Raw genomic sequence first — 12321 nt, 5'->3', positions numbered from 1 at the left:
TTCGCCGCTCACCTGAGGAGGGGAGAGCGAAGATGCGGTACGACTCCGCCACCTTCGCGGCGTGCTCAAAGGACTTCGGATCGTTGATCTGGAGGTACAGCCAGCGGTTGAACCGCACCGGTTCGCTCAGCTCAACACCAGCATGGCCCGGAGCTGCCCGTATGCGCTGCAGGCAACGCGAGCAAACGGATCAAGATCGACTCGTGATCGGGACCGTCCTGCTGGTCGTCGGGTTCGCCCGCAACCTGGACGGCTCCGGGAGATCCGGGTGGCGCCCGGCCGTGGTCGATGCGGGAGTGGCGTTCCTGGCCGCCGCCGTCGCCGCGGCGGTGGTCCTCACGACCCTCGACGTCCTGGACTGGCTGCGGGACTCGGCGGTCGGTCCGGAGGGGTACAAGGTCGCCTGAGGCGGCCGGTCAGGTCATGCCAGCGTGAGAGGGCATCATGCGGGGAGCGTGCCGGCCGTCCCGGAGAGCGAGCGCCGCCGCCCGCTCCAACCGGGGATGGGCGGGGTCGGCTGGACTTCAGGTCCCGCCTGCCGATGTGCCTGGTGTCCCGCGTGGGGCGTACACCGATGAGGGGAAGTGGGATGGAGTACCTGAGGCGTCTGCAGATCGAGCGGCCCGTGGTGTTCTTCGCTGTCGTGCTGGTCGGCTTCTTCGTGGCCTTCCAGCTGCTGCTGTTCGTGGCCGGGCTGCTGCTGGGTCCGTTCGGGTTGCCGCCCTGGTTGCCCATCGCGGTGGTGCTCGGCGGTCTCGTGTACGTCGCCCGCCGGCAGCAACGGCGCTGACCCTGCCCTCCCCTGAGCGTCGGCCACGTCGGGGGAGCGGTCAGGTCGGCGTCGGGATCAGGACGACCCCCTCCGACCCCTGCAGGGTCCCGGACCACGCCGTGCCCTCGCCCCGGCCCGTCGAGGCGACCTCGACCGTCGTCGACTCCGTCAGCAGCAGGTCGGCGGGCGCGTCCCGGAAGTTGACCGCGACGACCCGGCGGTCGCCCTCCGCGCGACGCTCGTAGGCCAGGACGCCGTCGGGGGCGGGTACCGCCGTCCACGAGCCCCGGTGCAGCGCCGGTGAGCGGCGGCGGGCGGCCAGCAGCCGCCGGTACAGGGCGAGCACCGACGTCGGGTCGGCGCGCTGGGCCGCGGCGCTGCGGGCCGCGGCGGCCGGGGGGAACGGCAGCCACGGCTCGGTTGGCCAGCCGTGGCCGGGGTCCGGCGTCCACGGCACCGGTGCCCGACACCCGTCGCGCCCGCCCGGGTCCACCTGCTGCTCCGGGGCGACGGCGGCGTCCTCCAGGCCCAGCTCCTCGCCCGCGTACAGGAACGGGGTCCCCGGCAGGGTGAGCAGCAGCACCGCGGCGGCGCGCGCCCGCTGCTCCGACCCGCCGTACCGGGTGCGGTGCCGGGGGTTGTCGTGGTTGGACAGCACCCAGGTCGGCCAGGCCCCGACGGCGGTCAGCGCCGCGAGGGTCTCGGAGATCGCGGACCGCCAGAAGTCCGCGTCCCAGGGCCCGAGCATGGGCAGGAAGTTGAACGCGAGGTGCAGCTCGTCGCCGGCCCCGTGGTACGGGGCGACCAGCGCCGGGGAGCGCAGGTTGACCTCGCCGACCATCGCGCGGTCCCCGGGGAACTCATCGAGCACCGCGCGGATCCCGCGGAGCAGTTCGTGGGTGACCGGCAGGTCGTGGCTGTGCACGATGTTCGTCCCGACCAGCTCCGGCGGGTGGTCGGGCAGGGCGGGGTCCTTGCCGATGAGGTGGACGACGTCGGCGCGGAAGCCGTCGACCCCTCGGCGCAACCAGAAGCGCAGCACCTCGTGCATCGCCTCCCGGACGGCCGGCTCGCTCCAGTCCAGGTCCGGCTGCTCGGGCAGGAACAGGTGCAGGTACCACTGCCCGGTCCGCTCGTCCCAGGTCCACGCGGGGCCGCCGGTGAACTGGGCCAGCCAGTTGTTCGGCGGCGCGTCCGGCGTGCCGTCGCGCCACAGGTACCAGCTCCGGCGGGGGGAGTCCCGGGAGCTGCGGGAGTCCAGGAACCACGGGTGCTGATCGCTGGTGTGGTTCGGCACCCAGTCCAGCATCAGCCGCATCCCCCGGGCGTGGACCTCGGCGACCAGTCGGTCGAAGGTCTCCAGGTCGCCGAACACCGGGTCGACGTCGCGGTGGTCGCTCACGTCGTAGCCGGCGTCGGCCATGGGGGAGGGGTAGATCGGCGACAGCCACAGCGCGTCGACGCCGAGCCAGCTGAGGTGGTCCAGGTGCGCCCGGATCCCCTCCAGGTCCCCGATGCCGTCCCCGGAGGCGTCGGCGAAGGACCGCGGGTAGAGCTGGTAGACGACGGCGGTGCGCCACCACGGCGGTGTCCCGGGTGCGGCCGGTACCGGCTCGCCGGGACGCGGGCCGGTCACAGCGCCACCTCGCTGCCGGCCACCCGGCCGCGCAGCCACCGGTAGCCGTAGGGGGAGAGCCGGAACACCGGGTCCGCCGGGTCGAGCGGGTCGAAGCGGTCGTTGCCGAACACGTCGGCGAACTCCTCGAACTGCTGGAGCTCCACAGGCTCCAGCCGGACCTCGACGTCGTCGCCGGACAGGTTGTGCACGGCCAGCACCGCGCCCTCGAGCCAGTGGCACCGGTGGGCGAGCACCCGGGGGTCGCCGGCCTCCAGGACGGCGGGGGAGCCCCAGCCGAACTCGGGGGACTCCTTGCGCACCCGGATCGCCCGCTCCACGCGGTTGAGGAGGGAGTCCTCACGCCGACGCTGCGCGGCGACGTTCACCTCGCGGTACCCGAAGGGCCCGCCGGTCACCAGCGGTGCGGTGAGGTCGTCGGTGCAGGTGGAGAAGCCGCCGTTGGGGCCGTCGTTCCACTGCATGATCGTCCGGACGCTGCGGCGGCCCGGCGCGGACAGGTCGTCACCCATCCCGATCTCCTCGCCGTAGAGCAGCACCGGGGTGCCGGGCAGCGTCATGAGCAGGCTCATCGCGAGTTCGATCCGGCGGCGGTCGCCGTCGACCATCGGCGGCAGCCGGCGGCGGATGCCCCGGCCGAAAATTCGCATGTCCTCCTCCGGCGCGAAGGCCGCCATGACGTCGGCCTTCTGGTCCTCGGGGACGCGGGAGAGGTTGAGCTCGTCGTGGTTGCGCAGGAAGTTCAGCCACTGCGACGTCCGCGGTGGGGTGGGGTTCCGGCGCAGCTGTTCCGCCAGCGGGCCGGCCTCGCCCCGGGCCAGGGCCGCGAAGACCGCGCCGGACGTGATGAAGTCGAACAGGCACGTGAGCTCGTCGCCGTCCGCGCCGAAGAACGTCTCGCGCTCGCCGGGGTCGAGGTTCACCTCGCCGAGGAGGACAGCGTCCCCCTGGCGGCGGGAGAGGAAGCCCCGCATGCCCTGCAGGATGACGTGCGGGTCCTGGGGCATCTCGTTCTCGATGCCGGTGCCGCCGATGAGGTAGGGCGCCGCGTCGATCCGGAAGCCGGAGACGCCGAGCTCCACCCAGAACCCCATGATCCGGTTGATCTCGTCCCGGACGTCGGGGTTGGCGATGTTGAGGTCGGGCTCGGAGGAGTAGAAGCGGTGCAGGTAGTACTGCCCCGCCTCCTCGTCCCACGCCCAGTTGCTGTCCTCCTCGTCGGGGAAGATGACCTTCTCCTGCTCCGCGGGCTCCTCGTCGGACCAGACGTACCAGTCCCGGTACTTGGAGTCGCGGCTGCGACGTGCCTCCCGGAACCACGGGTGGTCGCTGGAGGTGTGGTTGACCACCAGGTCGGTGACCACCCGGATGCCGAGATCGCGGGCGGTCCGGACGAACTCGACGAACTCCCCGAGGCTGCCCAGCCGGGGCTCGACGGAGTAGTAGTCGGCCACGTCGTACCCGTCGTCCCGCCCGGGGGAGGGGTAGAACGGCAGCAGCCAGAGGCAGGTCACCCCCAGGCCGCTGAGGTAGGGCAGTCGCCGGGTCAGGCCGCGGAAGTCCCCGACCCCGTCCCCGTCGGAGTCCATGAACCGCTCGACGTCCACGCAGTAGACGACGGCGTTCCTCCACCACTGGTCGCTGACCGCCGGATCGAACACGGGGCGGCGCTACCCCGGTCGACCGGCTCCGACGCGGGCACGGCGCAGATTCCCAGCGCCGTCCGGGGCGGTCAGAAGGTGACCGGCAGCTGCTCGACGCCGTACACGAAGGACAGCTCGCGCCAGGGGAGCTGTTCCTCCGGGACGGCGACGGCCAGGTCGGGGAACCGGCGGAACAGCGCGGGGAGCACGATTCGGAGCTCCATCCGGGCGAGCTCGGCACCGACGCAGCGGTGCATCCCGTGGCCGAACGCCAGGTGCCCTCCGTCGGTCGACCGCCCCGGCCGGAACCGGTCGGGCTCCGGGCCCGCCCAGTCCGGGTCCCGGTCGGCCCCGCTCAGCGAGACGGCGACCAGGTCCCCCTGCCGGATCGGGCAGCCGGACAGCTCCAGGTCCTGCTTGGCGAACCGCGGAAAGGCCACCTGGACCACAGAGAGGTGGCGCAGCAGCTCCTCCACCAGGCCGTCGACGTCGGCCGGTGAACCGTCCCGGACGAGGGCGGCGTGCGCGGGGTCCCGCAGCAGCACCATGGTGCCCAGGGAGATGGAGCTGGCGGTCGTCTCGTACCCCCCGGTGACGATCCCGTCGACCAGGCCCGCGAGGTCGTCGTCGGAGATCCCGTCGCCCTCGGCCTGGAGGATGCGCCCGATCAGGCCGTCCCCCGGCGCCAGCCGCTGCCGGGCCACCACGTCGAGGAGGATCCGCTTCTGCTCGGACACCGCGCCGAGCGCCGCCGCGGCGCCGCCGGTGGCGTCGAACCGCTGGGTGCCCAGTCGGACGAAGGCCTCGTGGTCGGCGTCGTCCAGCCCCAGCAGCCCGCAGATCACGTCCATGGGGACCCGCCAGGAGACGTGCTCGGCCAGGTCCGCCGGTGACCCCGCGGCCGCGAGCTCGTCCAGCCGGCGGTCGACGATCGCCTGCACCGTGGGCTCCAGCCGGTCCAGCCGGCGCCGGGTGAACTCCGGCGCGACCAGCTTGCGCAGCCGGGTGTGCACCGGCGGGTCGGTGAAGCCGAGACCGCCGACGTCGGCCGTCGAGCCCGGCCCGACGTCGCGGAACAGGTGCCGGATGTCGTTGCTGTAGGAGTCCCGGTCGGTGAGGACGGCGCGGGCCTGCTCGTAGCCGGTCACCAGGTGCACGGCGAGCCCCATCGGCAGGTCCAACCGCGCCACCGGGCACCGGGCGCGCTGCTCGGCGAGCTCCGGCACGGGGTCCACGCCGTTCCGCAGCAGGGGCAGCCGGGCGATCTCCGGGAAGAAGGTCAGCTCGGTGAGGTCGACGCCCTTCCGGCGGATCCGCCGCTCCACCAGGCGTCCCAGCCAGGCCTGGGCGAGGGCCCGGGCATTGCGCTGGCGCCGCGGTCCCCGGCTCGACCTGCGCATCGCCGGACGGTCGGTGAGCGCAGCGGTCCGGCGCAGGCGGCGACGCCCGGGCCTGCGGGGTGAGAAGTCGATCGTGGACATGGATCCTCGTCGTCGTCGGGGCACCGGTGCGGCGACGAGCGCATTCGGCCCACCGGCGAGCGCCGCCCGGCCGGCGCCGAGTGCCGACTGCACGCACCTCCCGCGCCACGGGTCGGGGACCCTCGATCGGCTCACGGGTGGCAGGCGGTCGATCTCGACGGTGCCCGCGGCAGGGCGCGCCTTCCCACAACAGCTGGTTTCACCCGACCCTCCCACGCCCGGGCTCGGAGGTGGTCGGCGGGCCTCGGGCGTGGCCGAGGGGTCGTGCCGGTGGGGAGAGAGGACGTGCCCTCCTGCCCGCAGCGCGGGCAGGAGGGCACGGTCTGGACCCTGGTGGCCGGACCCGGGCGGGTCAGCCTGCCTGGTAGTTCACGTGCGGGTGGTCGACGTGGTTCGCCGTCACGCTGCCGCGGTCCTCCATGGGCTTCCAGGAGCCGGTCGGCGAGGTGAGGATCCGCTGCTGCCAGATGACGTAGTCGACGCCGAGCTCGTCCCAGTGGGTGATGTGGTAGGCGACGATCGCGTCCCCGAGAGCGGCGTCGGACAGCACCATGTAGTCCAGGGCGAGCCCGGAGGGGTGGCCGTTCGGGTCAGCGGCGCTGGCCCGCGTCCCACCGATGGTGATGCCGGCCGCACCCGGCACGTCGGTCACGACGGCGTTCGCGGCAGCCTGAGCACGCGGCTGCACGGGGCCGGAGCTGTTGCTGATCTCGGCGACCGTGGACGGCGACTGTGCGGTCACCACCACCGCCGGGACCGCGGCCACTGCCGGCTCGGGAGCCGGTGCGGGTGCGGGTGCCGGTGCGGGTGCCGGTGCCGGTGCCGGTGCAGGGGCCGGAGCCGCTTCGGGTGCCGGAGCCGCTTCGGGTGCCGGTGCCGGAGCCGCTTCGGGTGCCGGGGCCGGAGCCGGAGCAGGGGCCGGTGCGGGTGCGGGTGCCGGGGCCGGGGCCGGGGCCGGGGCCGGTGCCGGAGCCGGGACGGGGGCCGGTGCCGGTTCTGGGGCGAGGGCCACCTCGGGTGCCGGTTCGGGGGCGGGTGCCGGTTCGGGGGCGGGAGCCACCTCGGGTGCCGGTGCTGCTGCCGGGGCCGGGGCGGGAGCCGCTGCCGCTTCGGGGGTGGGTGTCACAGCCGCTCCCGGCGCCGGAGCGCCGTCCCGCATGCCGAGGGCGAACCGCAGCTGCCGGAGGGAGAGGGCGTCGGCACGCCCGTCGTGGAGGTGGCGGTTGCGCTCGTAGCGCTCCCACCAGGACCCGCGGTGCGCCGCCGCGAGCGCGGCGAACGCATCGCGACGCTCGACGGTCCACTGGTCTCCCGGGCCGGTGGCGTCCGCGGCTGCTGCTGCGGGTGGCGGGGTGGGGGTGTGGGCCTGCGCCGGGAAGGCCAGGAGCCCGAGAGTGACGGCGGAGACGCCGGCCACGACGGGGAGGATCCCCCGGGGGCGGACGAGACGAGGTGCAGAGTGCTTGGACATGGTGATCTCCGATCACCGCCTCCGGGGTTAGCTGTCGGGTTCGGGCGATCGGTGCCCGGCCGGCGTTGCCGGCTTCACCCCGAGACGAGCCGACGGATCGTCGGCGCGTCGTGTGCGGTGGTTCCCCCACCCCTGCCTTGACGAGTTGCGGATGACGGTCGGCAGGCAGGGTTGGGCGGGCCGGCGTCACGCCGACTGAGTCGGCGCGACGGGCACGTTATGGAAACGAGACCGTGCTGTCCTCATGACGCATCTCACGCCGACGGCGCGTCGCCGACGGCGCGCCGACCGGGGGCCGGAAGTGCCGCCCGGTGGCGATTCGGCGTGGACGAGGCCGGCCCCGGTGACCTCTGGTCCCTGTGGGGAAGGCCACGAGCCGGCCGCTGGCTGTCGGCGGTGCGTGCCGTCGGTGATCCGTAGCCTGGCGGAGTGCCCTCCACGAGCCCCGGCCGCCGGCAGCACCTGACCCGCCTGCCGGACCGCGCGCGGAAGGCGATCTCGGGATCGGGGCCGCCGACGGCGCCCTTCGCGCTGCGTGCCCGGCCCAGCCCGGTCGACGCGGGCACCGCCCGCTCGGCGCTCGGCCTGGCCCTCCGCATCGGGGAGTCGATGATGGCGGTCGGGGCCTCGGCGGCCGACGTGACCGCCACGGTGCTCCGGGTGGCGGCGGCCTACGGGTTGACCGACTGCCAGGTCGACATCACCTTCACCTCGCTGACCATCAGCTGGGACCCGGACGACGTCCCGCCGTTGATGCTGATGCGCATCGTCCGACCCCGGGGGCTGGACTACACCCGGCTGCAGGGGATCACCGACCTGGCGGCGGCGATCAAGGCCGAGGGCCTGGCGCTGGAGGACGCGCACCGCCAGCTGGACCAGGTCCTGGCCGCACCGCACCCCTACCGCCGGTCGATCCACGCCCTCGGCTGGTCGGGTGTGGCGGGCTGCGTCGCCTTCCTGCTCGGGGGTGGCTGGCTGGTGGCCCTGGTCGCGGCGGTGACCACGGCCGCGATCGAGCAGACCATCCGCGCACTCGACCGGCGCGGGCTCCCGATGTTCTTCCAGCAGGTGGCCGGTGCGGCGGTGGCCACGGCGTCGGCCGTCCTGCTCGTCGTCTGGGAGGTCGAGGTCCGCACCTCGCTGGTCGTCGCCGCCGGGATCGTGGTCCTCCTGGCGGGCCTCTCCTTCGTGGGCGCCGCGGAGGACGCGATCAGCGGCTTCCCGGTCACCGCGGCGGCACGGGGCTTCGAGGTGCTGACGCTGACGACCGGGATCGTCGTCGGCATCGCCGCGGTCCTGGATCTGGCGCAGCGGGCGCAGGTCCCGCTGGCCGTGCTCGACCCGGGCACGTCCGGCGTCCCGTTCGCCGTGACGCTGGCCGCGGCCGCCGGGATGGCGGGAGCGTGGGCTCTGGCCTCGCACGCCCGCCCGGCGGCCATCGGGGTCGCCACGGCGGCCGGCGCGCTGGCCTGGACGACGGCGTCGGCGACCGCCGCCTGGGGTGCGGGTCCCGCGGTGGCGAGTGCGGCGGCGGCCGTGGTCGCCGGGTTCTGCGGGGAGTCGCTGACCGATCGGCTCCGGATCCCGCCCCTGCTGCTCGCGATCTGCAGCATCGTCCCGTTGCTGCCCGGGCTGACCATCTACCGGGGGCTCTTCGCGGTCGTCGTCGAGGGAGACGTCGGCCGTGGGGTGAACGGACTCGTCGGGGCCGCGGCGATCGGGCTGGCGCTCGCCGCCGGCGTCGTGCTGGGCAGGTTCTTCGGTCGGCCGCTGGGCGCCCGGCACGACCGCTTCGACCGGCGGGTGCGCCGGCGGGGGACCACCGCCCACTGAGCCTCCTGGGGCCGGCCGGGCGTCCCCGACCGTCAGTCTCGGGGGGTCGAGGCCTGGACCACCGTGCCGGCAGCCAGCAGCGCGTCGACGCCGGTGAGGCCCCAGTCCGACAGCGCCGCGCGGGTGTGCTCACCGGCGCGGGACGGCGGCCGATCGAGGGTGGCCGGCGTCCGGGAGAACCGCGGCGCGGGCGCCGGCTGGACGACGCCGTCCCGCTCGACGTAGGTCTGCCGGGCCGCCAGCTGCGGGTGGTCGCGGGCCTCGGCGAAGGACAGCACCGGGGCCACGCAGGCGTCGCTGCCGGCGAACACCTCGACCCACTCGTCGCGGGTGCGCCGGCGGATCGCGTCGGCGAACAGGCCGCGCAGCACCTCGGGGTCCGCGTCGGCCCGGTCGGGCGCCCGATCGGCCAGGCCCAGCCGGTCGACCAGCTCGGCGTAGAACTGCGGCTCCAGCGCCGCGACGGCCAGGTGCCGGCCGTCGGCGGTCTCGTGGACGTCGTACCAGGGGACACCGGAGTCCAGCAGGTTCACGCCCCGGGTGTCCTGCCAGGCCCCGCCGGCCAGCATGCCGAGGACCATCGTCGCCAGGTGTGCGGTGCCGTCGACGATCGCGGCGTCCACGACCTGACCCCGGCCGCTCGCGCGGGCCTCCAGCAGCGCGGCGAGCACCCCGACCACCAGGTACATCGCCCCGCCGCCGAAGTCACCGACCAGGTTCAGCGGGACCTGCGGCGGCCCGCCCGCCCGGCCGATGGCGTGCAGGACGCCGGTGACCGCGATGTAGCCGAGGTCGTGCCCGGCCGTCGCCGCCAGCGGGCCGTCCTGGCCCCACCCGGTCATCCGGCCGTAGACCAGGCGGGGGTTGCGGGCCAGGCACTCCTGCGGCCCGATGCCCAGCCGCTCGGTGACCCCGGGCCGGAAGCCCTCGAGCAGGACGTCGGCACGCTCGGCGAGGCGGCGGACCAGCTCCGCGCCGTCCGGGTCCTTGAGGTCGACGGCCACCGACCGCCGGCCCCGGGCCAGCAGGTCGTGCTCCACGCCCGGTGTGGGCGGCCGGGCACCGGGGCGATCGACCCGCAGCACGTCGGCGCCCAGGTCGGCCAGCAGCATCGCCGCGAACGGGGCCGGGCCGAGACCGGTGAGCTCCACGACGCGCAGCCCGGCGAGGGGTCCGGTGGTCATCGGAGAACCTGACGGCACCGGGACCCCCGTCGTCAAGGTCCCCGGCGGCACCCGTCGCCACAGGCCGGGCGACCGGCCGGTCGCCCGGGGCACCATGGAGGTCGGGCACTAGCCTGACCCCCGGTGGACGGCGAGGTGGAGCTGCGATGACGACGGCGGACGACCGGTCGGCCGGCGTCCCGGCCGACGGTCCGGCCGAGGGTGTGGCGAGGCGTCGCCGTGCGCTGCCGAACCGGGACGAGCTCGGCGACCGCGTGTTCACGCTGCCCAACCTGCTCTCCGTCGTCCGGCTGCTGGGCGTGCCGCTGTTCCTGTGGCTGCTGCTGGGCCCGCACGCCGACGGCTGGGCGATCGTGGTGCTCGCCGTCTCCGGCGCCACCGACTGGCTCGACGGCAAGCTGGCCCGGGCGCTGGGGCAGTCCAGCCGGCTCGGCGCGCTGCTGGACCCGGCCGCCGACCGGCTCTACATCGTCGCGACGCTGATCGCCTTCGTCATCCGCGACGTCGTGCCGCTGTGGGTGGTCGTCGTCCTGCTGCTGCGCGAGGTCGTGCTGGCCGGGACCCTGCTGGTGCTCCGGCGCGCGGGCTGGCCACCGCTGCAGGTCCACTACCTGGGCAAGGCGGCCACCTTCCTGTTGCTCTACGCCTTCCCCCTCCTGCTGCTGGCCGACGGCACGGGGCCGGCAGCCGCGGTGGTCCAGCCGGTCGCCTACGCGCTCACCGTCTGGGGGGCGGCGCTCTACCTGCTCGCGGGGGTCCTCTACGTGGTCCAGGCCGTCCAGCTGCTGTCCGGGAGCCACCGGGCCGGAGTGGAGGCGTGAGCGCGCCCGCACCCGGCCGGCCACGATCGCTGGGTGCCTCACTGCTGGACCAGGTGCTGGCCGACACCCTGGACCCGGCCTACGCCCAGGTGGCCGCGGCCAGGTCGGCCCGGGCCGCGGAGGAGGCGGCCGCGCCGACCGCGGGCACCGGGCCGGCCGCCCGGCCGTCCTGGTTGCGGCGCAACCGGGGGGACCTGCTCGTGGCCGCCGCGCTGCTGCTGGGCGGGCTGCTGGCCGCGGTGACCTACCAGGAGGCGGCGGTCGGCGCGCAGGGGCGCGAGGCGGCCCGGGAGGCGCTGCGCGAGGACATCGTCCAGGAGTCGGCGATCGGCGACGAGCTGGCCGCCCAGCTGGAGGCGCTGACCGCGGAGGTCGCGCAGACCCGGCAGCAGGCGCTGGACACCAGCGTGGTCGGGCAGCGTGCGCTGAACCAGCTCGCGCAGGCCCAGCACGGCGCGGCAGCGGTCGCGGTGACCGGGCCGGGGCTGCGGGTGACGCTCGGCAACGCGCCGCCGGCCGCCGACAGCGACCCGGTCGGCGGGTCCGACCAGATCGCGCTGGCCGGACGGGTCCAGGACGGCGACCTGCAGCTGGCCGTCAACGCGCTGTGGGCCTCCGGCGCCGAGGCGGTCAGCATCAACGGCCAGCGGGTGGGCCCGACCACCGCCATCCGCCAGGCCGGTGACGCCATCCTGGTCGACTTCCGACCGGTGATGAACCCCTACGAGATCTCCGCCGTCGGTGACCCCGACGACCTGGCCCGGGCCTTCCTGAACACCCCCGAGGCCAACGACCTGGCCGAGCTGACGAAGGACTTCGGCGTGGTCTTCGACTTCGCCCGGGCCGATGAGCTCGACCTGCCGGCCGGCAGCAACGCGGAGCTGCTGTTCGCCGATCCGCTGGCCGCCAACGACGAGCAGGGCGAGGCGCTGCCACCCGCCACCCCCGAACCACCCACCGATGGAGGCTGACGCGTGATCCCGATCATCGGACTGGCGATCGGCGTGGTGCTGGGGCTGCTGCTGGATCCCAACGTCCCGCTCTGGCTGCAGCCCTACCTGCCGATCGCGGTGGTCGCAGCGCTGGACGCGGTCTTCGGCGGGGTCCGGGCGCGTTTCGACCGGATCTTCGACGCCAAGGTCTTCGTGGTCTCCTTCGTCTCCAACGTCGTCGTCGCCGCGCTGATCGTCTTCCTCGGTGACCAGCTCGGGGTCGGCGCGCAGCTGTCGACCGCCGTGGTGGTGGTGCTCGGCATCCGCATCTTCGGCAACGCCGCGGCGATCCGCCGGCACCTGTTCCGCGCATGACCGAGGACCCGACCGTGGGTCGTCGGTCCGACCCCGAGCCGCCGGAGGGGGACACCCCGGGCCCCCAGGCTGCGGACCCCCAGGCTGCGGACCCCCAGGCTGCGGGCCCCCAGGCTGCGGGCCCCCAGGCTGCGGACCCCCAGGCTGCGGGCCCCCAGGCTGCGGGCCCCCAG

At 74.7% G+C, this 12321-nt stretch carries 11 protein-coding genes and 1 riboswitch; of the genes, 6 read left to right on the top strand and 5 right to left on the bottom strand.

Annotated elements, in window-relative coordinates; all coding sequences use genetic code 11:
- The first annotated feature begins 203 nt into the window (after window positions 1-203).
- Window positions 204-407, top strand: coding sequence for a hypothetical protein (locus O2W18_RS11415; RefSeq protein ID WP_269187636.1), 204 nt, complete (start codon window positions 204-206; stop codon window positions 405-407).
- Window positions 408-589: 182 nt separating this feature from the next.
- Entirely contained in the window at window positions 590-790 is a 201-nt protein-coding gene (locus O2W18_RS11410) for a hypothetical protein (protein WP_269187635.1), read from the top strand.
- 40 nt (window positions 791-830) lie between these two features.
- On the opposite strand, the gene O2W18_RS11405 is transcribed toward O2W18_RS11410, so the two are convergent.
- From O2W18_RS11405 to O2W18_RS11390, 4 genes are all read right to left on the bottom strand, one after another.
- Window positions 831-2408, bottom strand: a complete 1578-nt coding sequence (locus O2W18_RS11405) for an alpha-amylase family glycosyl hydrolase (protein ID WP_269187634.1) — start codon at window positions 2406-2408, stop codon at window positions 831-833.
- Window positions 2405-4069 (bottom strand): alpha-amylase family protein, encoded by a 1665-nt coding sequence (locus O2W18_RS11400; protein WP_269187633.1) that lies wholly within the window; start codon window positions 4067-4069, stop codon window positions 2405-2407. Before O2W18_RS11400 ends, O2W18_RS11405 begins: the two co-directional genes overlap by 4 nt.
- Before the next feature lie 71 nt (window positions 4070-4140).
- Complete coding sequence (locus tag O2W18_RS11395) at window positions 4141-5532, bottom strand: cytochrome P450 (RefSeq protein WP_269187632.1); 1392 nt, start codon at window positions 5530-5532, stop codon at window positions 4141-4143.
- Window positions 5533-5884: 352 nt separating this feature from the next.
- Entirely contained in the window at window positions 5885-6298 is a 414-nt protein-coding gene (locus O2W18_RS11390) for a hypothetical protein (RefSeq protein WP_269187631.1), read from the bottom strand.
- Window positions 6299-7004: 706 nt separating this feature from the next.
- Window positions 7005-7163: riboswitch (cyclic di-AMP (ydaO/yuaA leader) on the bottom strand.
- A 269-nt stretch (window positions 7164-7432) separates the two neighbouring features.
- Between O2W18_RS11390 and O2W18_RS11385 the strand changes: the two genes are divergently transcribed.
- Window positions 7433-8836: a threonine/serine ThrE exporter family protein gene (locus tag O2W18_RS11385; RefSeq protein ID WP_269187630.1), complete on the top strand. Its 1404-nt coding sequence runs from the start codon at window positions 7433-7435 to the stop codon at window positions 8834-8836.
- Window positions 8837-8868: 32 nt separating this feature from the next.
- On the opposite strand, the gene O2W18_RS11380 is transcribed toward O2W18_RS11385, so the two are convergent.
- On the bottom strand, window positions 8869-10020 hold the full coding sequence (locus O2W18_RS11380; protein ID WP_269187629.1) for a CaiB/BaiF CoA transferase family protein: 1152 nt from the start codon (window positions 10018-10020) through the stop codon (window positions 8869-8871).
- Between the two features lie 146 nt (window positions 10021-10166).
- Between O2W18_RS11380 and O2W18_RS11375 the strand changes: the two genes are divergently transcribed.
- Genes O2W18_RS11375 through O2W18_RS11365 form a run of 3 tightly spaced genes read left to right on the top strand, consistent with a single transcriptional unit; the run spans window position 10167 to window position 12148 of the window.
- Window positions 10167-10841, top strand: a complete 675-nt coding sequence (locus O2W18_RS11375) for a CDP-alcohol phosphatidyltransferase family protein (protein WP_269187628.1) — start codon at window positions 10167-10169, stop codon at window positions 10839-10841.
- Window positions 10838-11812 (top strand): DUF881 domain-containing protein, encoded by a 975-nt coding sequence (locus O2W18_RS11370; RefSeq protein ID WP_269187627.1) that lies wholly within the window; start codon window positions 10838-10840, stop codon window positions 11810-11812. The genes O2W18_RS11375 and O2W18_RS11370 overlap by 4 nt, the downstream gene beginning before the upstream one ends.
- Window positions 11813-11815: 3 nt before the next feature.
- Window positions 11816-12148 carry a small basic family protein gene (locus O2W18_RS11365; RefSeq protein WP_269158513.1) on the top strand — a complete coding sequence of 111 codons (333 nt, stop codon included), beginning with the start codon at window positions 11816-11818 and terminating at the stop codon, window positions 12146-12148.
- Window positions 12149-12321 lie beyond the last annotated feature (173 nt).

The organism is Modestobacter sp. VKM Ac-2983, assembly GCF_026967885.1.
Taxonomy (GTDB): Bacteria; Actinomycetota; Actinomycetes; order Mycobacteriales; family Geodermatophilaceae; genus Modestobacter.
This window is presented reverse-complemented; position numbering and strand designations above follow the sequence as displayed.

Bases quoted from the DNA above. Each gene is read 5' to 3' on its own strand.
- O2W18_RS11380 (WP_269187629.1), bottom strand. From the start codon at position 10,020: ATGACCACCGGACCCCTCGCCGGGCTGCGCGTCGTGGAGCTCACCGGT.
- O2W18_RS11375 (WP_269187628.1), top strand. From the start codon at position 10,167: ATGACGACGGCGGACGACCGGTCGGCCGGCGTCCCGGCCGACGGTCCG.
- O2W18_RS11410 (WP_269187635.1), top strand. From the start codon at position 590: ATGGAGTACCTGAGGCGTCTGCAGATCGAGCGGCCCGTGGTGTTCTTC.
- O2W18_RS11395 (WP_269187632.1), bottom strand. From the start codon at position 5,532: ATGTCCACGATCGACTTCTCACCCCGCAGGCCCGGGCGTCGCCGCCTG.